18 protein-coding genes and 1 pseudogene are annotated in these 25000 nt (G+C 70.9%); 12 read left to right on the forward strand and 7 right to left on the reverse strand.

The window, feature by feature from the left end:
• Nucleotides 1-129 precede the first annotated feature (129 nt).
• The 4 genes from ACZ7M7_RS16300 to ACZ7M7_RS16315 all read left to right on the forward strand — a co-directional run bounded on the left by ACZ7M7_RS16300 (nt 130) and on the right by ACZ7M7_RS16315 (nt 5342).
• Nucleotides 130-969: an SDR family oxidoreductase gene (locus ACZ7M7_RS16300; RefSeq protein ID WP_383627706.1), complete on the forward strand. Its 840-nt coding sequence runs from the start codon at nt 130-132 to the stop codon at nt 967-969.
• A gap of 100 nt (nt 970-1069) precedes the next feature.
• Nucleotides 1070-2503, forward strand: coding sequence for a cytochrome ubiquinol oxidase subunit I (locus ACZ7M7_RS16305; protein ID WP_472117993.1), 1434 nt, complete (start codon nt 1070-1072; stop codon nt 2501-2503).
• Nucleotides 2500-3537, forward strand: a complete 1038-nt coding sequence (locus ACZ7M7_RS16310) for a cytochrome d ubiquinol oxidase subunit II (RefSeq protein ID WP_472117040.1) — start codon at nt 2500-2502, stop codon at nt 3535-3537. Before ACZ7M7_RS16305 ends, ACZ7M7_RS16310 begins: the two co-directional genes overlap by 4 nt.
• Nucleotides 3538-3563: 26 nt before the next feature.
• The gene (locus ACZ7M7_RS16315; protein ID WP_472117043.1) at nt 3564-5342 is read left to right on the forward strand and encodes a cation:proton antiporter; all 1779 of its coding nucleotides are present in this window, start codon (nt 3564-3566) and stop codon (nt 5340-5342) included.
• A 9-nt stretch (nt 5343-5351) separates the two neighbouring features.
• On the opposite strand, the gene ACZ7M7_RS16320 is transcribed toward ACZ7M7_RS16315, so the two are convergent.
• The 4 genes from ACZ7M7_RS16320 to ACZ7M7_RS16335 all read right to left on the reverse strand — a co-directional run bounded on the left by ACZ7M7_RS16320 (nt 5352) and on the right by ACZ7M7_RS16335 (nt 9543).
• Nucleotides 5352-7202, reverse strand: a complete 1851-nt coding sequence (locus tag ACZ7M7_RS16320) for a glycoside hydrolase family 15 protein (RefSeq protein ID WP_472117047.1) — start codon at nt 7200-7202, stop codon at nt 5352-5354.
• Between the two features lie 121 nt (nt 7203-7323).
• Nucleotides 7324-8271 (reverse strand): DUF389 domain-containing protein, encoded by a 948-nt coding sequence (locus ACZ7M7_RS16325; RefSeq protein WP_383602181.1) that lies wholly within the window; start codon nt 8269-8271, stop codon nt 7324-7326.
• 58 nt (nt 8272-8329) lie between these two features.
• A complete protein-coding gene (locus ACZ7M7_RS16330) occupies nt 8330-8824 on the reverse strand; it encodes a gluconokinase (protein WP_472117996.1) in 495 nt (164 codons plus the stop codon).
• A 131-nt stretch (nt 8825-8955) separates the two neighbouring features.
• A complete protein-coding gene (locus ACZ7M7_RS16335; protein ID WP_472117050.1) occupies nt 8956-9543 on the reverse strand; it encodes a GAP family protein in 588 nt (195 codons plus the stop codon).
• Between the two features lie 377 nt (nt 9544-9920).
• Between ACZ7M7_RS16335 and ACZ7M7_RS16340 the strand changes: the two genes are divergently transcribed.
• The 4 genes and pseudogenes from ACZ7M7_RS16340 to ACZ7M7_RS16355 all read left to right on the forward strand — a co-directional run bounded on the left by ACZ7M7_RS16340 (nt 9921) and on the right by ACZ7M7_RS16355 (nt 14139).
• Nucleotides 9921-10865 carry a YhjD/YihY/BrkB family envelope integrity protein gene (locus tag ACZ7M7_RS16340; protein ID WP_472117053.1) on the forward strand — a complete coding sequence of 315 codons (945 nt, stop codon included), beginning with the start codon at nt 9921-9923 and terminating at the stop codon, nt 10863-10865.
• A gap of 64 nt (nt 10866-10929) precedes the next feature.
• Nucleotides 10930-13044: a GAF domain-containing SpoIIE family protein phosphatase gene (locus ACZ7M7_RS16345; protein WP_472117056.1), complete on the forward strand. Its 2115-nt coding sequence runs from the start codon at nt 10930-10932 to the stop codon at nt 13042-13044.
• 111 nt (nt 13045-13155) lie between these two features.
• Nucleotides 13156-13860 (forward strand): annotated as a pseudogene (gene ku / locus ACZ7M7_RS16350) (non-homologous end joining protein Ku); the annotation flags it as partial.
• Nucleotides 13861-14010: 150 nt separating this feature from the next.
• The gene (locus ACZ7M7_RS16355) at nt 14011-14139 is read left to right on the forward strand and encodes a Rho termination factor N-terminal domain-containing protein (protein ID WP_472117999.1); all 129 of its coding nucleotides are present in this window, start codon (nt 14011-14013) and stop codon (nt 14137-14139) included.
• 42 nt (nt 14140-14181) lie between these two features.
• Here ACZ7M7_RS16355 and ACZ7M7_RS16360 read toward each other — a convergent pair whose 3' ends face one another.
• Together ACZ7M7_RS16360 and ACZ7M7_RS16365 are read right to left on the reverse strand one after the other, a co-directional pair.
• Nucleotides 14182-14397 carry a hypothetical protein gene (locus tag ACZ7M7_RS16360; RefSeq protein WP_383602164.1) on the reverse strand — a complete coding sequence of 72 codons (216 nt, stop codon included), beginning with the start codon at nt 14395-14397 and terminating at the stop codon, nt 14182-14184.
• 67 nt (nt 14398-14464) lie between these two features.
• The gene (locus tag ACZ7M7_RS16365; RefSeq protein ID WP_472117059.1) at nt 14465-14938 is read right to left on the reverse strand and encodes a DUF6194 family protein; all 474 of its coding nucleotides are present in this window, start codon (nt 14936-14938) and stop codon (nt 14465-14467) included.
• A 63-nt stretch (nt 14939-15001) separates the two neighbouring features.
• Between ACZ7M7_RS16365 and ACZ7M7_RS16370 the strand changes: the two genes are divergently transcribed.
• On the forward strand, nt 15002-15757 hold the full coding sequence (locus ACZ7M7_RS16370; protein ID WP_472117062.1) for a MerR family transcriptional regulator: 756 nt from the start codon (nt 15002-15004) through the stop codon (nt 15755-15757).
• The gene (locus tag ACZ7M7_RS16375) at nt 15750-16586 is read left to right on the forward strand and encodes an alpha/beta fold hydrolase (RefSeq protein ID WP_472117065.1); all 837 of its coding nucleotides are present in this window, start codon (nt 15750-15752) and stop codon (nt 16584-16586) included. The genes ACZ7M7_RS16370 and ACZ7M7_RS16375 overlap by 8 nt, the downstream gene beginning before the upstream one ends.
• An 80-nt stretch (nt 16587-16666) precedes the next feature.
• Here the strand turns inward: ACZ7M7_RS16375 and ACZ7M7_RS16380 are convergent, their stop codons facing one another.
• Nucleotides 16667-20041 carry a pyruvate carboxylase gene (locus tag ACZ7M7_RS16380; RefSeq protein ID WP_472117068.1) on the reverse strand — a complete coding sequence of 1125 codons (3375 nt, stop codon included), beginning with the start codon at nt 20039-20041 and terminating at the stop codon, nt 16667-16669.
• A gap of 257 nt (nt 20042-20298) precedes the next feature.
• On the opposite strand from ACZ7M7_RS16380, the gene ACZ7M7_RS16385 reads away from it, so the two are divergent.
• Nucleotides 20299-22377, forward strand: a complete 2079-nt coding sequence (locus tag ACZ7M7_RS16385; RefSeq protein WP_472117071.1) for a SpoIIE family protein phosphatase — start codon at nt 20299-20301, stop codon at nt 22375-22377.
• A 151-nt stretch (nt 22378-22528) separates the two neighbouring features.
• A complete protein-coding gene (locus ACZ7M7_RS16390; protein WP_383602148.1) occupies nt 22529-24976 on the forward strand; it encodes a SpoIIE family protein phosphatase in 2448 nt (815 codons plus the stop codon).
• Nucleotides 24977-25000 lie beyond the last annotated feature (24 nt).

Consider the following 25000-nt stretch of genomic DNA (forward strand, 5'->3'; position numbering starts at 1 on the left):
GTTCCTCCGCCGGTCGGCCCAACACCGGCTCGTGCCACGCGCCGCCGCGCGCCCCCGGTGATTGTGTGACCCCTTGACCTCCGGGCCACGGCCCGGGCGACCCAGCCACGCAATGGAGAGACAGTCATCGTGAGTTCCCCCGAGGGCGCGCCCCGCGACGTGATCCCCGCCCACCTGCTCAAGGGCCAGAAGGCGTTGGTGACCGGCGCGAACTCCGGCATCGGCAAGGCGACGGCCGTGGCCATGGGCCGGGCCGGCGCCGATGTGGTGGTGAACTACGTAGCCGGCCGCGACGAGGCCGAGAAGGTCGTCGAGGAGATCAAGTCCTTCGGCGTGCGGGCGGAAGCCTACGAGGCGGACGTCTCCGACGAGGACCAGGTCGTCGCCATGACGAACCGGATGGTCGAGGAGTTCGGCACGATCGACATCCTGGTCGCCAACGCCGGCCTGCAGCGCGACGCCGCGTTCACCGAGATGACCCTCGCCCAGTGGCAGAAGGTCATCGACGTCAACCTGACAGGGCAGTTCCTGTGCGCCCGGGAGGCCACCAAGGAGTTCCTGCGGCGCGGCGTCGTCCCCGAGGTGTCGCGCGCGGCCGGCAAGATCATCTGCATGAGCTCCGTGCATCAGGTCATCCCCTGGGCCGGGCACGTCAACTACGCCTCGTCCAAGGGCGGCGTGCAGATGATGATGGAGACACTCGCGCAGGAACTCGCGCCCAAGAAGATCCGCGTCAACGCGATCGCCCCGGGTGCCATCGCGACCCCCATCAATCGCAGTGCCTGGGAGACGCAGGCGGCCCGCGACGACCTCCTCAAGCTGATTCCCTACGACCGCGTCGGCGACCCGGAGGACATCGCGCACGCGGCCGTGGGCCTCGCTTCCGACCTCATGGACTACGTGGTGGGCGCGACGCTCTACGTGGACGGCGGGATGACCCTCTTCCCCGGTTTCGCCACCGGCGGCTGACAGCACACACGCACGACGGCCCCGGACGGAAACCCCTGTGCACACGACTCTGCACGTGCTTGCGGACGCGCCGGCGCAACTGCTGCCGGCCAGGTCCCTGATGGCCTTCACTCTGGCGTCCCACATCATCCTGGTGCCCCTGGGTGTGGCACTGCCGCTGATCACGCTCATCCTGCACGGCTACGGCCTGCGCCGCGGCGACCGTACGGCCCTGCTGCTGGCCCGCCGCTGGTCGGCGGTGATGGCGGTCCAGTTCGCGATCGGGGTGGTCACCGGCACCGTCCTGTCGTTCGAGTTCGGGCTGCTCTGGCCGGGCCTGATGGGAAGGTGGGGCGATGTCTTCGGCATCGGCTTCGGCGTCGAGGCGTGGGCCTTCTTCCTGGAGGCCGTGCTCATCGCGATCTACCTGTACGGCTGGCGCCGCCTCCCCGCCCGGACCCACTTCCTGCTGGCGCTGCCGCTGCCCGCAACGGCCCTGCTCGGCGCCTTCGGGATCCTGGCCGCCAACTCCTGGATGAACACGCCGCGTGGCTTTCGCCTCGACTCGGCGGGCAACCCCGTCGACGTGAACATCTGGAAGGCGATCTTCACCCCGATGTTCGGCCCGCAGTACTGGCACTTCGTCGTGGCGATGCTCGTGACGGCCGGCTATGTCGTGGCCGGCGTCTACGCCGTGGGCTGGCTCCGCGGGCGCCGGGACCACTACCACCGGCTCGGCTTCACCATCCCGTTCACGGTCGCCGCGGTGTTCACGCCGGTGCAGTTCATGCTGGGCGACTCCATCGCGCGGCAGGTCTTCCACAAGCAGCCGGTGAAGTTCGCCGCCATGGAGATCGTCTGGAAGACCGACACCCACGTCCCCGAGTACCTGTTCGGCCGTCTGCATCCGGACGGGAGCATCTCCGGCGGCATCAAGATCCCGCAGTTCGACTCCATCCTCGCCGGTTTCAGCCCGGACACCCGGGTGACCGGGCTGACCTCCGTCCCCGCCGACCAGCGGCCGAACCCCACCCAGGCGACCATCGCCCACTGGGCCTTCGACACCATGGTCGGCATCGGCTCCCTGCTCGCGCTGCTCGCCCTGTGGTACGCCCTGATCTGGTGGCGGCGCCGCCGACTGCCCGCCTCGCCCTGGTTCTACCGGTGTGCCGCCGTGTCCGGCGTGGCCTCCGTCGTCGCCGTCGAATGCGGCTGGATCACCACCGAGGTCGGCCGCCAGCCGTGGATCGTCTACGAGAACATGCGGGTCGCCGAAGCGGTCACCTCGACCCGGTCCGGCACGCTGTGGACCATGTTCGGCCTGGTCGTCGTCGTGTACGCGTTCATCTTCGGGTCGTTCCTCGTGATCCTGCTGCGGATGCGCACCCGTTGGCGGCTCGCCGACGAGGCGGACAGGGCGGGAACCGGGAAGCGGACAACGGCCGAGGCACCCGAGACGGACACCCCCTACGGGCCGCGTCCTGCTGTCCCGTCCGGCGCTTCGCCGCCGTCCGGGAGTGACGGATCGTCCTCGTCCGCGGAGGGCCGGTCGTGATCGCCGATGTCATCGCCGTCGTCCTGCTGCTCGCGATCACCGCCTACACCTGCGCGGGCGGCACCGACTACGGAGCCGGCTTCTGGGACCTGATCGCCGGCGGAGCGGAGCGCGGCAAGCGGCCCCGGTGGCTGATCGACCATGCAATGGCGCCCGTCTGGGAGGTCAACAACGTCTGGCTGATCTTCGTACTCGTCATCATGTGGACGGGTTTCCCCGTCCTCTTCCAGCAGTTGTTCCAGTCGATGTGGCTGCCGCTCGCCCTGGCCGTCGTGGGCACGGTCCTGCGCGGCGCGGGGTTCGCGCTGCGCAAGCCCGCCCAACGGCTGGCCGGACGGCGCCTGTACGGCGCGGTGTTCGCCGTATCCTCGCTCCTTACACCGTTCTTCCTCGGCGCCGCGGCCGGTGGTGTGGCGTCGGGCCGGGTGACGGCGGACGCCAAGCCCTCGGACCACGCCTGGGCCCACCCCACCCCGTTGCTGTTCGGGGTGCTCGCCGTGGCGACCACCGCCCTGCTCGGTGCGGTGTTCCTCGCCGCGGACGCCCGGCGCTTCGAAGCGCCGGATCTGGACGGTTACTTCCGTCGGCGGGCGCTGGCCGCTCTGGCCGCCGTCGCCGTGCTGTCCGTGGTGACGCTGATCGTCGCGCACGGCGATGCAGAGCATGTGTGGCACGGGCTCACGCACGGTGCCGGACTCGTGTTCGTGATCGTGGCGGCGGTGAGCACCCTGGCCACCGCCTGGCTGCTGATCCGTCCGTCCGGCGCCTGGTCCCGGGTCACCGCGGTCGGTGTGGTGGCGTCCGCGGTGGTCGCCTGGGGCCTCGCACAGCGGCCGTACCTCGTCCCGACCTCCCTGACCATCGCGGAGGGCGCGGGCGCCGACACGACGCTGCGCTGGCTGGGGGTGGTCACCCTCGTCGCCGTCGTGCTCGTCATGCCCGCGGTCGTCCTTCTCTACTGGCTGGACACCCACGGGGAGTTGGAGGGCCTCACCGACACCGATCTGCGGCTCGGTGCCGGTGACGACGGCTGAGGTCCGCGGCGAAGGGTGAGGGCACGGTGAGCGAGGACGACATCCTGCTGGGGTTCGCCCTGATCGTGGCCCTCGCCGTCGGCTCCCAGATCCTGGCCGGCCGACTGCGGATCCCGGCCCTGATCGTGCTCCTGCCGGCCGGGTTCACTGCGGGAGCCCTCACCGACATCGTCCACCCGGACCAGCTCGTCGGAGAGGACTTCTCGGCGCTGGTGTCGCTGTCGGTGGCGCTCATCCTCTACGACGCCGGGCTGGGGCTGGACATGCGCCTGCTCAAGGGCGCGACCCGCAACACCGTCATCCGGCTCCTGGTGTTCCAAGTAGGGCTCACCTGGGCGGCGGTGTTGGCCCTGGGACCGGCGCTGTTCAGCGTTCCGGCGGCCGTGGCCACCATGATCGGGGTGATCCTCGTGGTGTCCGGGCCGACCGTCGTCGGTCCGCTGCTGGAACACGTCAAGCCGTCGGACAAGGTGCGGCGCGTGCTGGTGTGGGAGGGCTCGCTCATCGACGCCGTCGGCGGCATCCTCGGCGCCGTCGTCTTCCATTCCATCGTCTCCGGCGGCCTGCAGACCGGTCACTTCCGGGTGGGCTCGTTCCTGGGCAGCATCGCCGTCGGGCTGGCGGGCGGCGTGGTCGGGGCCGCGCTGCTGTGGTTCACCCTCCGGCTCCTCCACCTCGGTGAGACCCTCGGCACGCTCGCCCAGCTCGCCGTCGTCGTGGTGGTGGCCGCGGGCTGCGACGCGGTGCACGACGACACCGGGCTCATCGCCGCGATCGTCACCGGCCTCGTCGCCGCTAACCTGCCGGGCTTCGACATGCCCGCGCGGCGGCCGTTCTTCGAGACGCTGGTCCAGCTGATCATCGGTCTGCTGTTTGTCTCCATCTCGGCGTCGGTGACGCCCGAGTCGCTCGAGCCGGTGCTCCTTCCCACCCTCGCGCTGGTCGCGGCGCTCGTCCTGGTCATCAGACCCGTGATCGCGCTGCTGTCCACCCTCAGGACGGACTTCACCGGCCCCGAACGCGCCTTCATCGGCTGGATGGCCCCACGCGGCATCGTCGCCGCCTCCACCGCCACGACCTTCTCCGCCGCCCTCACCAGCGAGGGTCTGCGCGACGCGGACAAGATCCTCCCGGTCACCTTTCTGGTGATCGTCGGGACGGTCCTCGTCTACGGACTGACCGCGAAGCCCGTGGCCACCAAGCTGGACGTCGTACGCACCGCGCGATACCGGCCGTTGCTGCTGGGCGACGACCCGTGGGTCGTGGACCTCGCCCGTGCACTGCGCATCGCCGGCCTGGACGTGCTGATGTGGGCGGGATCCACCCAGGGACGGGCCCGGATCGAGGCGGCGGGCATCGAGCAGACAGCCGGGGAACTCATGGCCGTGGCCACCGATCCGCAGGCCCGCCTGGAAGGGATCACATCGGTCTTCCTGCTCACGGACGACGACGACTTCAACGCGCTCGTCGCGGTGGTCCTGCGGGACAGCGTCGACGGTCCGGTCTACCGGGTGGGCCCACCGCCGGCCACCCGGGGCGTGGTCGCCCCCTACACCTCCGGAGAGATCCTCTTCGGCCGGCAACTCGTCCGCCACACCCTCGCGGAGCGCCATGGGCGCGGCGCCCGCTTCCACGTTCAGCCCGCGTCGGCGCCGTATCCGCCGGGGTACGAGACGCTGTTCGTCGTACGGCCGGACGGGCGCCTGGAGCCGACGACCGAGGCACGGGCGGTCACGGCCGGGGAGGGCGACACGCTCGTGCTGCTCGGCCCCACGCCGGCACCGGGCGTGGACACCACTGGTTGAACCGGGGCGTCAGGATCGGCGCTCGAGCGCCGCGTTCAAAGTGATGGCGGCGTCGATGAGGGCGAGATGCGTGAACGCCTGCGGGAAGTTGCCCAGCTGACGTCCCGTCGGGTCGATCTCCTCCGAGTACAGGCCCAGGTGGTTGGCGTACCCCATCATCTTCTCCAGCACCAGCCGCGCCTTGCCGGTCCGTCCCGCGCGTGCCAGGGCGTCGACGTACATGAAGGTGCACAGCGAGAAGGTGCCTTCGGAGCCGCGCAGGCCGTCGGGGGAGGCGTCGGGGTTGTAGCGGTAGACGAGGCTGTCGCTGACGAGTTCCTGTTCCATGGCGCCGAGGGTGGATATCCACATCGGGTCCTCCGGCGTGATGATCCCGACCGTCGACATGCGCAGCAGCGAGGAGTCGAGGACTTCGCTGCCGTAGTGCTGGACGAAGGCCCCACGCTTCTCGCTCCAACCCTTGGCCATGACCTGCTCGTAGCAGTCGTCGCGTGCCTGGCGCCAGCGTTCGGACGGGCCCGGGCGTCCGTTCGCGTCGGAGAGCCGCAGGGCCCGGTCGAAGGCGACCCAGGACATGACGCGGCCGTAGGTGAAGTCCTGCCGGCCGCCGCGGGTCTCCCACAGTCCTTCCTCCGCCTGGTCCCAGTGGTCGACCAGCCAGTCGAGGTTGGTCAGCAGTGAGTTCCATCCGTGGTGCCCCAGCTGCAGACCGTGCCGGTGCGCGAAGTAGATGCTGTCCAGGGCCTCGCCGTAGATGTCCAGTTGGAGTTGGGTGGCGGCGCCGTTGCCGATCCGTACCGGCGCGGAGCCCGCGTAGCCCGCCCAGTGGTCCAGGATCTGTTCGTCCAGGTCGGAGGAGCCGTCGACCTTGTACATGATGTTCAGCGGCCCGGTGTCACCGTGCCGTCCGGCGCGCTCCCTGACCCGGTCGGCGAGCCACAGGATGAACGCCCTTGCCTCGTCGGTGAATCCCAGTCCCAGCAGGGCGTACACCGAGAAGGACGCGTCACGGATCCAGGTGAACCGGTAGTCCCAGTTGCGCTCCCCGCCCAGTTGCTCCGGGAGTGCGGCCGTCGGGGCGGCCACCACGGCGCCGGTGGGGGCGAAGGTCATCAGTTTCAGGGTGATCGCGGAGCGCTCCACGGCTTCGCGCCAGCGTCCCGTGTAGCTCGACTGGCCCAGCCAGGTACGCCAGAACTGCACCGTCTCGTCGAAGAGCTGATGGTATTCGGCCAGGCGCATCTCCCTGGGCGGCCCGTCGGCGCCCCACTCCAGCGCCAGCCCCCGCTCCTGGCCCGCCTCCAGGGTCAGCGTGAAGTGCAGGGCGTCCCGCCGGTCGGCGAGCAGGTCGAGCAGTCGCTCGTCCTCCGCTTCGCGTACGGGGTGCACGGTGAGCTTCGAGCCGTCCTCCGCTACGAACGCCGCCCCATGCGTGGTGATGTGCAACCGGTGCGCCTGCCGGCCGTAGTCGAACCGCGGCGCTATCTCGACCTCGAACGTCATCCTGCCGCGCACGCATCGGACCATGCGCACCAGTCGGTGACTTTCCGTGACCTTCGTGCCCGTCACGGGCATGAAGTCGATCACCTCACCGGCGCCCGCCTCGGTCATGAAGCGGGTGACCAGGATGGCCGTGTCGGGAAAGTACAACTGCTTGGTCGCGTAGGCGCCGTTCTGCGGCCGGACCGTGCAGTGCCCACCCTTGTTCTGGTCCAGCAGGGCCCCGAACACACTGGGTGAGTCGAATCTCGGGGCGCAGAACCAGTCGATGCAACCGTCGGTCGTCACCAGTGCGGCGGTCTGCAGGTCGCCGAGGAGGCCGTGGTTCTCGATCAGCGGGTAGTCGTCCATCGAGGCCACCTCTCGGCGTGCGCTTCACCCGAATGCCCCCCGCCTCAGACTAAGCCGGGAGTCGGAGATCGGCGCGCGGGGATGAGGGCGGCGGGGGTGCGGGGGCCGGGCAGCGGCCGTCCGGCATCCCCTAGCGTCCGGATGCCGCGGCCCGTCGGGTCGCGCGGTGCCACAGTCGCCGCTGGGCACGGAGAGCGAGGACTCCGACGGCCACGAGAACGATGACGTTGAGCAACAGCTGGACGAACGAGCCCCACACGTGGTCCCAGTCCCCGAACGCCAGCGAGACCGCCATGTCCGAGGCGGCGGGGATGGTGGTGACGGAGATGAAGACACCCAGCAGGGCGCTGCCGCGCGCCTCGGTCAGCGACACGATTCCGACGATGCCGGCGAGGAAGGCCACGACGACGGAGAAGAAGTTCGGCGTGCCGATGAGGTTGGACACGGGCCGCAGGCCCAGATCGAAGGCCTCCGACTGAAGGCCGAGGCCCCGGGCCACGGCGGCGAATCCCAAGGTGGCGACGATCGCCAGGGAGAACCCGACCACCAGCGCCCACACACCCTCGCGGACCCTGCGTCGGCTACGGCGGTCGAGGCCGAGGGCGACGCTGGTGATGGCGTTGTACTCGGGGCCGACCACCATCGCCGCCACGATGAGGATCTGAGAGTTCGACATGATGCCGACAGAGCCGATGATCCCGGCGATGACCAGGAACAGGTAGAACGACGGCCGGTAGGTGCCCTCAGCCCGGATGCGCGCCTCGACGCCGGCCCACAACGGCGCGTGGACGAGCGCGCTCGGCTGATCGGCCTCGAGCTGCTCGGCCCGCTGCGAGAACATCACGTCGATGCTGTCCACGGCGATCGACCCCGTACGGTCGACGCCCAGTTCGCGCAGCTGCCCCAGCACGTCGTTGGCGGCGCCCTGCACCACGTCGCACTCCACCGCGTCGCCCTCGGGGACCTGGCCCGACCTCACCACGACGAGATTGAGCACGCTGCCGTGCGAGGAGAGCAGGGCGACGGTCGGCCGGGTGAGGGCGGACGGCATCACCATGCGGAAGTGGACCAGTTCCATACGGGTCTCCTGTGGACGGGAAACGGGACGCCCGTGTGGGCGGGAAGCGGCACACCCGCTATCCGTCCGGTTCGGCCACCGCTCGCAGCGCCGCTGCCATGACCTGCTCCGGGGTGGCGCTCGCGTCGACGGTGACGCCCGGCTCGTCGGCCTGCAGCGGTTCGAGAATCGCGTACTGCGAGTCCAGCAGCCCCGGTGGCATGAAGTGCCCCTTCCTGCGGGCGATCCGCTCCCTGGCCGACCGGCGATCGATGGCCAGGTGGACGAAGCTCACCTTCGCGCCCTCGCCCGCGCTCCGTAACTCGTCCCGGTACCGGCGCTTCAGAGAGGAACAGGCGACCACCCCACCACGCCCGTGTGACACGGCCGAGCGGATCCACCGGGCCAGGGCCGCCAGCCAGGGCCGGCGATCGGCGTCGTCGAGGGGGTGCCCGAGGGCCATCTTGGCCCGTTCGGCCGCGGAGTGCAGTTCATCGCCCTCCAGGAAGGGCACACCGAGCCGTTGGGCAAGGCGCGCACCGACGGTGGACTTCCCGGACGCCGACACGCCCATGACGATCACGACCCGGGGGCTGTCGACCTTCGCGGTCAAGCTCCCTCCCTGAGGTGACGGTGGAGGTCCGGTACACGCCCACTATCGCCCCGGGTCCGGCCGGGCGCTGCGCGGGTGGTCCTTCCGGGACGTCAACTGGCCAGCTCGTAGACGCTCTTTCCCGTCAGCCACAGGCCGATCGCGACGCTGCCGAACACGATGGCCTGGTGGGCGTGGTCCGCCATCCAGGTGCGCAGGCCGAGCAGTCGGCGCCGGGCCGAGGCCGGTTTCAGTACGACGTACAGCTCGGCGGCGAGCAGGCCGGCCGTCGCGACGATGCAGAACGCGACCAGCTCCACCCAGGTCGTGACGTGGGAGGTGTCGGCCTCCACCACGGTCACGGCGCCCGCCGCGACGAGTCCCCACGGCTGGAGGAGGACGGCCAGTCCCGCCGCCGGCCAGATCGCGCCGCGGTCCAGCCGGGTGGCGAGGAAGGAGGACGACTTGCCGCGCGACGGCGAGGCTCCGGCGTCATCGGGCGCAGCGTTCGCTGTGCGGTCGTGGCCAGGTGGTCGGTGCCGGTCCCGCCGGCGGTGCCGGTGGAGGCCGTACCCGATCAGCGACACCCCGATGAGGAGTTTGGCCGCGAGGTTCGCCGTGGACGGAGGCGACCTGGGAGCCGGGGGCTGCCCGCCGGTCAGCGTCAGGACCAGGGCGATCACCGCGACGAAACACGCCATCCACCCCGCGATGAAGGCGAGCCCTGTCCGTACCCCCCTGCCGGGGATGCCACCACCAGCACGAACGCCATGAGAGGGAGGGGGTCGAGCGTGATGGCGAGGGCGATGAGCAGCAGGTCCACGACCATGGGCGATCCCATCAGGCGCCGTACGGCACGAGGGTAGGCACGGCCGTGATCCGCCGCATCTCTTGACCGACGGCCCCGGCTTCCCCGGCGTCCGTGTAGTGCCCCTTGGCGGGCGACGGAGTGCCGTGGCCCGCCAAGTCACGCAATCTGGAGACCGGGAAGGAGCGGCGCGATGGAGACTTCCGCACGGATGCCGTCGACGGCAGGGACCGGGACGCCATGCCCGGGCTCCACGCGCGCCGGTGAGTGATGCCGCGCGGGGGCACGGGCGAGGACTCCGCCGACGGCCACCGGCGGAGCCGCTCCCTGCTGCACGCGTCATGGTGGCGTGGCCGCATCAGGAAACTCACTGCCTGGCTGAAGGCCGTCCACGCACGGGTGGAGACCCGCTTCCCGGTGGTCACGGGGATCGTGGACCGCATGGTGTCGGTGAACATCTTCGACTCCGCCACCCGCATCGCGGCGCAGTGCTTCCTGACTGCCGTTCCCCTGCTGTTCGTGCTGAGTGCGTACGCGCCCCAGGCGGTGCAGGACCAGGTCACCGCGGCGGTCAGTGCCGTCTTCGGTCTGAACGGGCAGGCGAAGTCGCAGATCGAGCAGGCGTTCCAGCCCCCGACCGACGATCTGCGCCAGGCGACCGGCTTGGTGGGCACACTGATGGTGCTGCTGTCGGCCACCGCGGTCAGTCGTGCGGTGCAGCGGCTGTGCAGACGGGCCTGGCTGCTGCCCCGGTCAGGGGCGAAGGTCGCTCCGTGGCGGTGGCTGGCATGGATCGTCCTGTGGCTGGGCGCACTGGTCGGGCAGGGGCTGCTGCACAACCGGGTCGGCCTCGGGGCGCTGCTGGGAGTCCCGGTCATCCTGGTCGTGGAGACGGCCCTGTGGTGGTGGACCCAGCACCTTCTGCTGGGCGGCGGCGTCCGCTGGTCACCCCTGTTGCCGGGGGCGGTCATCACGGCGATCGCGGTCAGCGCCCTGTCCCTGACCGCGCACTTCTACATGCCTCGGGCGCTCAACCGGGCACTGGAGAATTACGGTTCCGCCGGTCCGGTCTTCGTGCTGCTGTCCTGGCTGATCATCGTGTGCGTGGCCGTCGCCGTCGGCCTCAGCGTGGGGGCCGTACTGTCCCAGGAGCCGTTCATGCAGCGCCGCCTCGGAACGCCGACGTCGCCTCCCGGCACGGCACAGGACGTCTGATCCACATGCCGTGCCGCCGGGTCGGGCTTAGCGTTCTGAATATGGGCGTTGGGTGTTGCGCCGAATGAGCGGGTCCGATGAGCAGCCGGAGGTGGCTGATCCGCTCGGCGACGCCTTGGCGGCGGCTGTGCGGCGCACCGGTGCCAGGTCCGGGGGTGTCTACCTGCTGGACCCGGCCGAGACCGCATTGGGCCTGCTCGCCCTGTGCGGTCTCCCGGTCGATGCCTTCGCACCGTGGTGGCGGATGTCGTTCGCCATCCGCGGTCCGGCGCAGGATGCGGTTCGCCACGAACAGCTCGTCTGGGTGAGTTCCCTGGAGGCGCTGGCCCGCTCCTACCCGCGTGCCGCGGCGACCATCCCCTACCAAGTCGCGTTCGCCATCGTCCCGCTGAAGCAGATCCGGCACTGCCGGGGTGCGCTGCTGCTGATCTGGGCCCCGGACCGGTCCCCCCGCCTCAGCCGCCGCGAGCGCGGCCGCATCGCCGTCAGCGCGCGCCGCATCGCCCGCCTGCTGGACGCGGAGGCCTCGCCTCCGGTCATTCCGGACCGGCCCCGCTTCGTCCATCCGCACCGCGAGGAGCCGAGGCCGCAGTCCGAGCTCGCGGCGGCCGACCTGGTGGAACGCCTGCCTCTGGGCACGCTCGCCCTTGACCTCGGAGGGCGCATCACCTACGTGAACACCGCAGCCGCCCGTCTGCTGGGCAGACCGGCGAAGCAGCTGCTGGGAACCCAGCCCTGGCAGTCACTGCCCTGGCTCGACAACATCGCGTACATGGACGCGTACCGCACTGCCATGAGCAGCCGCGAGCACCTCGCCCTGACCGTCCTGCGCCCACCGGACCAGTGGCTGGACCTGGGCCTGCACACGGACGACAGTGGCACCAGCATCCTCATCACCCCCGACCAGTCGTCCAAGCCCCTCGGCACGCAGCCGGCCTCCCCCGCCAGCACCCCGCCGACGAGCCGGATCCATCTGCTGATGGCCCTGACAGCGGCACTGACCGAGGCCGTCGGTGTCCAGGACGTCGTCGACCTGATCGCCGACCAGATCCTGCCTGCCTTCGGCGCCCACGGCATGATCATGTCCGCCGCCGACGCCGGCCGTATCCAGATCATCGGACACCGCGGCTACGAGCCCTCCCTGATCGAGCAGTTCGACGGCCTGCCCACGGACGCCGACCTGACGCCGGCCGGCCGCGCTCTGGCCACCGGCGCGTCCCTGTTCTTCGCCAACCGCGGTGAACTCGCCCGCCTCTACCCGAGGGCACCGCAGATCAGCGACAAACACGCCTGGGCCTTCCTGCCGCTGCTCAGCTCCGGACGTCCCATCGGCTGTCTGCTCCTCGCCTACAACCGGCCCCACACCTTCACCGCCGCCGAACGCTCCATCCTCACGCCTCTCGCCGGTCTCATCGCCCAGGCCCTGGACCGTGCCCGCCTCTACGACGCCAAGCACAACCTCGCCCACGCCCTGCAGCAGACCCTCCTGCCGCACGCCCTGCCCACCGTGGCCGGTCTCGAGGTCGCCGCCCGCTACCTCCCCGCCAGCCAGGGCGTGAACATCGGCGGCGACTTCTACGACCTCATCCGCCTCACCAACACCACCGCCGCGGCCGTCATCGGAGACGTGCAGGGCCACGACATGACGGCAGCGGCCCTGATGGGCCAGGTCCGTATGGCCGTCCACTCCCATGCCACGGCCGGGGCCGCTCCCGACCAGGTCCTCGCCCGCACCGACCGCGACCTCGCCGACCTGCACGCCAGCCGTTTCGTCTCCTGCCTCTACGCCCACATCGATCTCGCCCGCCACCAGGTGACTCTCGCCAGCGCCGGACACCCTCCCCCGCTCCTGCGGCTCCCCGACAACCGGGCCCACCCCGTCGACGTCCGCCCCGGCCCTCCACTGGGCCTCGGCTTCGGCACTCCCACCTACCCGCTCACCACCCTGCCGCTGGGCCCGGAGACGCTCCTCGCCCTCTACACCGACGGCCTCGTGGAAGACCCCGGCACCGACATCACCCAGACCATCGCCGACCTCGCCCACCACCTCAGCGAGTCGAGCGATCTGCCCCTGCACCAGCTCGTGGACAGCCTGGTCCGCCACACCCACCGCACCAACCGCCACACCGACGACATCGCCCTGCTGCTGCTTCAGCCCAACCGTCTCGCGGACGCGTGAGGACGCTCCCGATCCGCTCTCCGCGCGCGAGGCCGGGTGCGGGGTGCGAGCGTGGAGGCGGGACACGGCCCGAGCGGGCCTTCGGTTGCACGCGGGACGGAGCGGGACGGCATGGCTCGTGCGATCTGGACAGGGGTGATCACGTTCGGGCCGGCCAGCGTGCCGGTCGGCCTGTACACCGCGACCGAGGACCACACCGTCCACTTCCAGCAGCTGCAGCGCGGCACCGCCGACCGGATCCGCAACCGGCGGGTCAACGAGCGCACCGGCAAGGAAGTGGAGAACAAGGACATCGTCAAGGCCTTCTAGGCGGCCGAGGGCGAGTCCATCGTCATCGACCCCGACGAACTGGACGAGATCGCGCCGGGCCGGTCGAAGGACATCGAGATCTCGGACTTCGTCGACCTGGCCGACATGGAGCCCGTGTACTTCGCCCGCACGTACTACGTCGCCCCGCGCGGCAAGGAACACCTGAAGGTGTACGAACTGCTGCGCGCGGCGCTGGCCGAGGCGGACAAGGCGGGGATCGCGACCTTCGTGATGCGCGGCAGGCAGTACCTGACCGCGTTGCGCGCGGCCGACCAGGTCCTTGTCCTGCAGACCCTGCACTGGGCCGACGAGGTGCGCGACCCGGGCAGGGAACTGCCCGAGCTGCCCTCCGGCCGAGCCGGGCGCGGCAAGGAGCTGGACATGGCTTTGCAGCTGGTCGACGCGCTGAGCTCGGAATGGGAACCCGCCCGCTACCACGACACCTACCAGGAGAAGGTGCGGGAGCTGGTCAAGGCGAAGGCCGAGGGCCGGGACATCGCCGTCGCCGAGGAAGCCCCCGAGGCGACCGACGTCGTCGACCTGATGGATGTCCTCCAGCACAGTCTCGACCAGGCCCGCTCCTCCGGGAGTGGCGCTGCCGAGCAGCGCAAGAAGCCGGCTTCCGGCCGTCCGGCGCAGAAGAGCGAGCTGCGGCGGATGAGCAAGTCGGAGCTCTACCAGCAGGCCTCCGACCGGAATGTCCCGGGCCGCTCGAAGATGACCCGCGCCCAGCTGATCGACGCCCTCGCCGGGGCGGGCCGCAGAGGAAGGAAGAAGGCCGCCTGACCGAGGCACCCTGACGGCGGAGGCTGTGGTCGTACCGCCCCTTCAGTGACCCCAGGCGTCCGGGCCGCCGCCCCGCCATTCGATCAGGGCGGACTGCCGTACGTACTCGGGATCGGCGTCCTCGATCCCCGCCTGACTCAGGAACTCGGCCACGTCCAGGAGCCCGTACGCCATGCCCAGGAACCGGGTGTCCGCACGCACCCGCCGACCGCCGTCCTCGGCGGGCGGATAGATGACGATGAGCTGCGCACTTGCCATAGCACCAGGGTGCGATGCGGTGCGCCCGGGCGCATGCGGGGCGGGAGTGACGCAGCCGCTCGGCTCCTCACGTGGTCGATGCGCCGCGTCGCTCGTGCCGGGAGCGGGCCAAGTGATGGGCCGCACGCAGCAGGTCACGGGTCGCCGCTGCCGTGCGCGGGCCCGGGTTCACGACGGCCAGCCAGCCGAGGGCGCCGTACACGGGATGGGCGATCAGGGTGTCAGCGGCGCTGGGATCGACCTCGCCGGTGGCTGGTTCGCGGGGCGCGTGACCGGTCCACCGGACGAACGCCTCCTTCCCGGCGTTGACGTTCACGCGGAAGGTGTCCGCCCGGTCCAGACGTGAGGCCTCGTCGCCGGGGTAGTTCTTGGTCACTATCGTCGCGAACGGCTGGGTCGTTGTCGGGGGCACCCGATCGGGGGCGTAGTAGAAGAACGTGTCGCCCCAGCTGATGTCCGGTGTGCCGTCGCCCGGTGCCGGCCTGAGGATCAGCACACCGTCCAGTCCGTCCACGAAGCCGATGATCTCGTCCATGGTCATGTGCTCTAGCGTTGCATTGAAGTGCTTGTGGAGACTTTGAGGGGCAGACGGAGGGCTTTCGGGGTGGCAAGTCTCAAATCAGGTGTTCTGCGCACCGCCGATGTCGCGCGGCAATGCGGGTACTCCGTTCAACAAGTGCGCAATCTCGAACGCGACGGTGTCCTTCCACCGGCGACACGCACGGCCACGGGCTACCGGATCTACGGGGACCTGCATCTGCAGTCCGCGCTGGCCTACCGCACCCTCGCAGCGGGCGCCGGTCCCACCGAGGCCAAGCGGATCGTCCGGGCCGTCCACCACTCCCCCGCCTCGCAGGCACTGGCCCTGCTCGACGCGGCCCACGCCCGGCTGGACGCGGAGCGCACGGAACTGAGGCTGGCCCAGGAGGCCGCCCGGGCCATCGCCGGTGAGCCGATCGAGGACGTACGGGCGTCGGACTCGATGAGCGTTTCCGACCTCGCCGCCGCTCTCGGCGTACGTCCTTCGACGCTGCGGCACTGGGATACTGAGGAACTCGTCGTCCCGAACCGTGACCCCGCGCGTGGCACACGCCGGTACACACCCGCCCAGGTCCGGGATGCGCGGATCGTGCACCAGCTGCGCAAGACCGGCTACCGCATCGCACCCCTGCGCGCCCTCATGCCGGAGCTGCGCGGCGCCCGCCGATCGGAGGACGTCAACTCCGCGCTGGCGGCCAGGGAGTCAGGTATCGCAACTCGCTCCAGAGCGCTGCTCGAAGGGGCGGTCGCGCTCAGCGCGGTCCTCAATATGGTGGAGGCTTCGGCAGACACGACCGAGAGGACCGGCACCCGTGAGTGAATGGCAGCTGCCCGAGACATTCCGCAGTACGTCGGGCGACATCCGCTGGGGCAGCCTCGGGCAGCCCGGCCAGGATCCGGTCGTCCTCCTCCACGGCACGCCCTTCTCCTCGTACGTCTGGCGCGCCGTCGCCCGCGCGCTCGCCCGCCACCACCAGGTGTTCGTGTGGGACATGCCCGGTTACGGGGAATCGGAGATGTCCACCGACCAGGACGTCTCCCTGGCAACCCAGGGCAGGGTCTTCACCGAGCTCCTGGCCCACTGGAACCTCGACGAACCTCTGGTGGTGGCACACGACTTCGGCGGTGCCGTCTCCTTGCGGGCACACCTGCTGCACGGTGCCCGCTACCGCGCGCTCGCCCTGGTCGACCCGGTCGCGCTGGCCCCGTGGGGCTCCCCGTTCTTCCGCCTCGTCGGCGAGCATTCCGATGTCTTCGACCGACTGCCGCCCGCCCTGCACCGCGCTCTGGTGCGCGAGTACATCAGCTCGGCCAGCAGCCCCGGCCTGCACCCCGCCGTCCTCGACCGGCTCAGCCGGCCCTGGCTGGGCGAGGTCGGCCAGTCGGCCTTCTACCGGCAGATCGCCCAGGCCGACCAGCGCTACACCGACGAAGTCCAGGAACGGTACGGCGAGATCGGCTTCCCGACGCTGGTGTGCTGGGGTGAGGACGACACCTGGATCCCCGTGGCGAAAGGCCGCGAGCTGGCCGCCCGGATCCCCGGCGCGCGGCTGGAGCCGATCGCCGGCGCGGGCCACCTCGTCCAGGAGGACGCACCTGCCGAACTCATGGCCGCACTCACGGCTTTCCTCCAGGAACAGAAGAGCTGACGCCTTTCCAGCGGCAGGGGCACGGCCCGGCGGAGGAGTCCGCGTGACCGTGCCCCTGACCTTCCGGCCCTGGAGGCCGCTCAGGCGAGTTCGACCAGGAGGTCGCCGCCCTCGACCTGCTGGATGGGATTGATGGCGAGCCTGGTCACCTTGCCGGACTTCGCGGCGGTGATCGAAGCCTCCATCTTCATCGCCTCGATGGTGGCCACCGTGTCACCGGCCGTCACCTCGTCCCCCTCGGAGACCGTGAGGGTCACCACGCCGGCGAACGGTGCCGCGACGTGGCCGGGGTTGGCACGGTCGGCCTTCTCCGTGACGGGGACGTCGGAGGCCGCCGCCCGGTCGCGGACCTGGATGGGCCGCAGTTGGCCGTTCAGGGTGGACATCACGGTGCGCATGCCGCGCTCGTCCGCGTCGCCGACGGCCTGCAGCTCGATCAGCAGCCGCACACCGCGTTCGAGGTCGACGGAGTACTCCTTGCCGGGACGCAGTCCGTAGAAGAAGTCCTTGCTGTCGAGGACGCTGGTGTCGCCGTAGGTGTCGCGGTGCGTGTCGAACTCGCGGGTGGGGCCCGGGAACAGCAGCCGGTTGAGCGTCGCCCGCCGGTCCTTCGCCAGGCCCTCGCGGTCGTCGGCGTTCAGCTCCTGGACCGGCTTGGCGTCGGCGCGGCCCTGCAACGCCTTCGTGCGGAACGGCTCGGGCCAGCCGCCGGGCGGGGTGCCGAGCTCGCCGCGCAGGAACCCGATGACGGAGTCCGGGATGTCGAACCGGTCCGGCTCCGCCTCGAAGTCCTTCGGGGAGACGCCCGCACCCACGAGGTGCAGCGCCAGGTCGCCGACCACCTTCGACGAGGGGGTGACCTTCACCAGGTGGCCGAGCATCCGGTCGGCGGCGCCGTACATCGCCTCGATCTCCTCGAAGCGGTCGCCCAGGCCCAGCGCGACCGCCTGGGTACGCAGGTTGGAGAGCTGTCCGCCGGGGATCTCGTGGTGGTAGACGCGGCCGGTCGGCGAGGCCAGACCCGCCTCGAAGGGGGCGTAGACCTTGCGGACGCTCTCCCAGTACGGCTCCAGGTCGCCGACGGCCTGGAGGTCGAGGCCGGTGGGCCGGTCGGAGTGGTCGGTCGCGGCCACGATCGCCGACAGGGACGGCTGGGAGGTGGTGCCCGCCATGGACGCCACCGCGCCGTCCACCGCGTCCGCGCCGGCCTGGATGGCGGCGAGGTAGGTGGCGAGCTGACCGCCGGCGGTGTCGTGGGTGTGCACGTGGACGGGCAGGTCGAACTCCCTGCGCAGGGCCGACACCAGGGTCGCCGCGGCCGGGGCGCGCAGCAGGCCCGCCATGTCCTTGACGGCCAGCACGTGGGCGCCCGCCTCGACGATCTGCTCGGCCAGGCGCAGGTAGTAGTCCAGCGTGTACAGGCGCTCCGACGGGTCGGACAGGTCGGAGGTGTAGCACAGGGCCACCTCGGCGACGGCCGTTCCGGTGTCCCGTACGGCGTCGATGGCGGGCCGCATCTGGGCGACGTCGTTGAGGGCGTCGAAGATGCGGAAGATGTCGATGCCGGTGGCGGCCGCCTCGTGCACGAAGGCGTCGGTCACCTCGGTGGGATACGGCGTGTAGCCCACGGTGTTGCGGCCGCGCAGCAGCATCTGCAGGCAGATGTTCGGCGCGGCTTCCCGCAGGGCCGCCAGGCGCTCCCACGGGTCCTCGGCGAGGAAGCGCAGGGCGACGTCGTAGGTCGCGCCGCCCCAGCACTCCAGGGACAGCAGTTGGGGCAGGGTGCGCGCCACCACCGGGGCGACGGCGAGCATGTCCTTGGTGCGCACGCGCGTGGCGAGCAGCGACTGGTGGGCGTCGCGGAAGGTGGTGTCGGTGACGCCGATGGTCGGGGACGCGCGCAGCCAGCGGGCGAAGCCTTCCGGGCCGAGTTCGGCGAGCCGCTGCCGGGACCCGGCCGGCGGCTCACCGGCGGGCAGCGCGGGCAGCTTGGTCAACGGCTCGAGCAGGTCGGGCCGTTCGCCATGCGGCTTGTTCACGGTGACGTCGGCCAGGTAGGTCAGCAGCTTCGTACCGCGGTCGGCGGAGTGGCGGGCGGTGAGCAGGTGCGGGCGCTGCTCGATGAACGACGTGGTGACCCGGCCGGCCTGGAAATCGGCGTCGTCCAGTACTGCTTGCAGGAAGGGGATGTTGGTGGCCACGCCGCGGATGCGGAACTCGGCCACGGCGCGCCGGGCACGGCCCACCGCGGTGTTGAAGTCCCGGCCCCGGCAGGTCAGTTTGACCAGCATGGAGTCGAAGTGCGCGCTGATGTCCGTACCGGCGTGGGTGGTGCCGCCGTCGAGGCGGATGCCCGAGCCGCCCGGCGAGCGGTAGGCGCTGATGCGGCCGGTGTCCGGGCGGAAGCCGTTGGCGGGGTCCTCGGTGGTGATACGGCACTGCAGCGCGGCGCCGCGCAGCGTCACGGTCTCCTGGGCGAGGCCGAGGTCGGTGAGGGTCTCGCCGGCGGCGATGCGCAGCTGCGACTGCACCAGGTCGACGTCGGTGACCTCCTCGGTCACGGTGTGCTCGACCTGGATGCGCGGGTTCATCTCGATGAAGACGTGGTTGCCGTCGCGGTCGAGGAGGAACTCCACGGTGCCGGCGTTGCGGTAGCCGATCTGGCGGGCGAACCGCACGGCGTCGGCGCAGATCCGGTCGCGCAGCTCCGGGTCGAGGTTCGGCGCGGGCGCCAGCTCGATCACCTTCTGGTGGCGGCGCTGCACCGAACAGTCCCGCTCGAACAGGTGGATGACGTTGCCCTGCCCGTCGGCAAGGATCTGCACCTCGATGTGGCGGGGCTCGACGACCGCCTTCTCCAGGAACACCGTGGGATCGCCGAACGCGGACGCCGCCTCACGGGACGCCGCCTCGATGGACTCCCGCAGCTGGGCGGGATCCTCCACGCGGCGCATGCCGCGGCCGCCGCCACCTGCGACCGCCTTGACGAACACGGGGAAGCCGACGTCGTCGGCCGCGCGGACCAGTTCGTCGACGTCGTTGGAGGGCGCGGACGAGCCGAGCACGGGTACGCCGGCCTCCCGCGCGGCGGCCACCGCGCGGGCCTTGTTCCCGGTCAGCTCCAGGATGTCCGCGCTCGGCCCGACGAAGGTGATGCCCGCTTCCTCGCAGGCCCGGGCCAGATCAGGGTTCTCGGACAGGAATCCGTACCCGGGGTACACCGCGTCCGCTCCGGCACGGCGCGCCGCGCGGACGATCTCCTCCACGGAGAGGTAGGCCCGCACCGGGTGTCCGGGCTGCCCGATCTCGTAGGCTTCGTCGGCCTTGAGCCGGTGCAGGGAGTTGCGGTCCTCGTGCGGGAAGACGGCGACGGTGCGCGCGCCCAGCTCGTACCCTGCGCGGAACGCGCGAATCGCGATCTCCCCGCGGTTGGCGACCAGCACCTTGCGGAACATTCTTGATCCCTTCAGCCTTGCGGTGACGGAGCACCCATGGTGTCGGCGGCGCCCCTCTCACGCCATGTGAGCCGGGCCACTCGCGATCTCCCCTCTCACCTGCCCAGGTTCCGCAACCTGTCACCACGCAGCATCGACACCTGAGCGGCCGGACGGGCCTACGCTGTCCTTGAGCCTCCTGTGGTCAAGGGTGGCGGCGGTCCGTCGCGGACCCTGGAGCCGCGGTGGGACCGGTGCCGGGTGAGCGAGGTGCCCTTATGACCAGCGCCAGTCCCCACGGTGCGCATGCGCACGACGCGGTCGGCGAGACGCCGGACCCGGACACGTCCGCGGTGGGACACCCGGGTGTGTTCCAGGATCTGCTGCCGCTCGCCCTGTGGGTGGCCGATGCCGAGGGACGCATGGCGCAGTGGTCGCTCGCCGCCCACGACCTGCTCGGTCACACCCAGGAGCAGGTGGTGGGCCAGGAGGTCAACCGCATCCTCGTACCCGAGGAGAACCGCGACCTGGCCGATCGGCTCACCCGGTCCGTACAGGCGGGCGCCGCGGTGGTCGCGCGGCTTCCGGTCCGGCATCGCGACGGGCATCTGGTCGACATGGACATGTGGATCTGCCCCATCGCGGACGGGCCGCAGCGCACGGGTGTCATGGCCATCGCGGCGGAGACCACTGCTGTGGAGCAGATGCGCGATGCGCTGGCGGCTCTGGAGGGGCTGTTCACCCAGTCCCCGATCGGCCTGGCCATGCTCGGCTCCGACCTGCGTTTCCTCCGGGTCAACCAGGCGTTGGCCCGGATGGACGGCGTACCGGTCGCAGAGCACGTCGGCAGGCGCGTGACCGAGATCGCACCCGGCACCGACGCGCTGGAGTCGGTGATGCGGCAGGTCCTCGACCGGGGCGAGGCGGTGGTGGACTCCCGCCACTCCGCTGTCAGCACGAAGAAGCCGGGACTGGTGCGGACATGGTCCTGCTCCTACGCGCCCCTGCTCGATGGCGCCGGCCGGCGGATCGGACTGATCGCGTCGCTGATCGACATCACGGAGGGACAGCACGCCCATCTGGAGGCGGAGCAGGCGCGGCGGCGGCTCGCGCTGCTGGCGGAGGCGGGCACGCAGATGGGTTCCACGCTGGATCTGAGGCAGACGGCGCAGGAGGTGGTCCGGGTCCTGGTGCCCCGGTTGGCCGACTCCGCCGACGTGCAGTTGCTGGAGGAGGCGGTGGCCCCGGACGAGACGGCTGCATCGGCGCACGGTGTGGTGCGCCGCGCCGCGGCGTCCTTCACCGATCCGGCCGCGCCGGCCGACCAGCTCGCGGTAGGCATGACCCTGCAGGTCCCGCCGGGCTCGGTGTACGAGCAGGTCATCACGGAGGGGCGGCCGATGAACCTGTTCCTGTCCGACATCGGCCCCATGATCACCGACCCGGACGTCGACCGGCTGCGCGCCTACCTGCGCACCCATGTGGGCGCGGCACGCCTGATCCCTCTGGTGGCCCGCGGCAGCGTGCTCGGCGCGGTCGTCGTCACCCGGACCCGGCAGCGCGGGCCGTTCGACGACCAGGACACGCTGCTGATCGACGAACTCGTCGCCCGGGCGGCGCTGAACATCGACAACGCGCGCATGTACAGCCGGGAGCGCGACGCGGCCCTCACCCTCCAGCGCAGCCTGATGAACCCCGTCCTGCCTCCCGTCGACGGGCTGGAACTCACCGCGCGCTATCTGCCGGCCGGGGACCACGGGGTCGGCGGCGACTGGTTCGACGCCATCGCCCTGCCGGACGGCCGGACCGCCCTGGTGATCGGGGATGTGATGGGGCACGGCATCCATGCGGCGGCGGTGATGGGGCAGCTGCGCACCGCGGTACGGACCCTGGCCCGCCGGGAACCCTCACCCGAGCAGGTGCTGCCCGCCCTGGACACCGTGGTGGCGGATCTGGGCGACAACGAGATGGCCACCTGCCTGTACGCCGTCCACGATCCTGCGACCGGCCGCTGTCTGATCGCCAGGGCGGGGCACCCGCCGCCGGTGGTCGCCGACGAGCGCGGAACGGTCACTTTCCTGGACTGCCCTGCGGGCCCGCCCCTCGGCGTCGGCCGCAAGGACTGCGAGGTCCAGCAGGTGGTCCTCCCCGCGCACGGTCTTCTGGTGATGTACACCGACGGCCTGATCGAGACCCGCGGCACGGACCTCGACCAGGGCATGCGCCGGCTGGCACAGGCCCTGCGACATCCCGGCCGCCCTCTGGCGAAGGTCTGCGACGACCTCCTGGCCCATGTCATGCCCGAGGCGACCGACGACGACGTGGCGGTGCTCCTGGCCCGGGCGCTGCCCCGATGACCATGCCCGCAGGGACCGTAAGGAGCAGTTTCCGAAGCACGCTGTGCCCGGACACCCGATACTGGGACTGAGCCGCTGCCAGGCATGCCGAACGGTAGGAGCGCCCCGGGGCCCCAGCACGGCCCCGCGAACGGCGCGGGACGGGTGGGCGATGAACGACACATCCCCGACGACGCTCAGCGAGAGTCCGGAGGATCCGTTCTCGATCCACCAGTCCGCGTCCGCCGTCGTGGACCGTGGCGGACGGGTCGTCGCGTGGAGCGAGCAGGCCACCACACTGCTCGGGTACCGCCCCGACGAGGTACTGGGCCGGTCGGTCCGCGAGGTGCTGGTCGACAGCGGGGACGAGTCCTTGGTCGCCGAGGTGACTCACGCCTGCCTGCAGGAGGGCGGCTGGTATGGGCTGCTGCCGGTTCGGCACCGGGCAGGCCACCGCGTGTACGTGGGGTTCAGGGCCCGGTGTGTGCAACGCCTGGACTCCAGCGTCGAGTGGCTTCTGGTCGGCTCGCGCGCCGAGGACGTCATCCAGTGGGAGATCGACAGGGCCGTGCTGGACGGCCTGTTCAGCCGGTCCCCCGTGGGTGTCGTGGTTCTCGGGCCGGACCTGCGCGTGCTGCGGATAAACCGGGCGGTCGCGAGGTTCGGGGGACTGCCGCCGGAGGCGTACCGCGGGCGCCGCGCGGGCGAGTTCCTCCTGGGTGCGGACGCGGAGCGCGCCGAGGAGAAACTGCGGTCGGTCCTGGAGACGGGCCGGCCCGTGATCTTCGCCGAGCAGCCGGCCCGGCTGCTGAACGACACCCGCAAGGAACTGTTCATCTCGATCTCCGCCTTCCGGATGCAGGACCCGTCCGGAAAGGTGCTGGGCGTCACAGAGATCGTCGAGGACGTCACCGACCGCCATCGGGCCCGTCGCCGGCTCGCACTGATCAACGAGGCCGGCGCCAGGATCGGCAGCACCCTGGATGTGGCCACCACGGCACGTGAGCTGGCCGAGGTGGCGGTTCCCGAACTCGCCGACGCCCTCTCGGTGGATCTGCTGGAGCCCGTGACCCGCGGGGAGGAGCCGGCACCCGACGCCAAGGGCCCGCTGCGCAGGATGGCGGCGCAAAGCATCCAGCCCAAGGCTCGGCAGGTGATGTACCCCGTCGGCAAACTGTTCTCCTTCCCCGAGGACACGGCGCCGTCACGATGCCTGGCCGAACGGCGTGCGGTCCTCGAGCCTCTCGTGGAGGGCAATCGCGGATGGTTCGCCGCCGAGCCGGAACGGGCGGCGAAGGCACTTGCGATGGGTGTCCACTCCCTGATGGTCGTGCCGCTGACCGCGCGCGGTGTCATCCTCGGCCTGGTCTGCCTGTGGCGCTCCCAGCGGCCGGAGCCCTTCGAGGAGGACGACCTCACCCTGGCGGAGGAGTTCGCCGCCAGAGCCGCGGTCTGCATCGACAACGCCCGCCGCTACACCCAGCAGCACCAGGCCGCGGAAGCCCTCCAGCGCAGCCTGTTGCCGAGTGAGGTGCCCGAGCACCCGGCGGTCGAGACCGCCCACCGCTATCTGCCCGCACAGGCCTCCGCCGGGGTCGGCGGCGACTGGTTCGACGTCATCCCGCTGTCGGGACTGCGCGTCGCGCTGGTCGTCGGCGACGTGGTCGGCCACGGCATGCACGCCTCGGCCACCATGGGCCGGATGCGCGCCGCCGTGCGCACGCTGGCGCACCTCGACCTGGCTCCGGACGAGGTCCTCGCCCGGCTCGACGACCTGGTGGACCAGCTGGCCACCGAACAGCAGCAGATCGATGCGAACATGCCCCAGATCCTGGGCGCGACATGCCTGTACGCGATCTACGACCCCGTCTCCCGGCACTGCGCCATGGCCCGCGCGGGTCATCCGCCGCCGACCGTACTGGGTCCGGACGGGCAGGTCCGCCCGGTCGACCTGCCCGCCGGACCACCGCTCGGCCTCGGCGGGTTGCCGTTCGAGACAGCGGAGCTCGAACTGGAGAAGGGCAGCCTGATCGCTCTGTACAGCGACGGTCTCCTCCTGGCCGACGACCGTGACATCGACCAGGGCCTGGCCCTGCTGCGTACCGCGCTGTCCGGTCCTGCCGAGTCGCTGGAGCACACGTGCAAGGCGGTGGAGGACGCGATGCTGCCCGACCGGTCCGCCGACGACGTCACGCTGCTGCTGGGCCGGACCCGGGTGCTGGCGGCCGAGCAGGTGGCCACCTGGGAGCTGTCGGCCGAGGCCACCGCGGCCGCCCGGGCCCGGGCGCTGGTGACGGACCGGCTGACCGCGTGGGGGCTGGAGGAGTGCGCCTTCACCACCGAACTCATCGTGAGCGAGCTGGTCACCAACGCCTACCGGTATGCCGGCGGCCCGGTCCTGCTCCGGCTGATCCGTGACGGCCAGCTGATCTGCGAGGTCTCCGACAGCAGCAGCACCTCGCCCCATCTGCGCCAGGCCAGCAGCACCGACGAGGGCGGACGCGGGCTGTTCCTGGTGGCCCAGCTGGCCGAACGGTGGGGGACCCGCTACGGCCGCAACAGCAAGACCATCTGGGCCGAGCAGCCGCTGCCGGAGCCTCCCGCGGAGCCGGGCGTCTGACCTGCCACGACCTGCGACCGGCAG

The organism is Streptomyces sp. NPDC111606 (genome assembly GCF_055656945.1).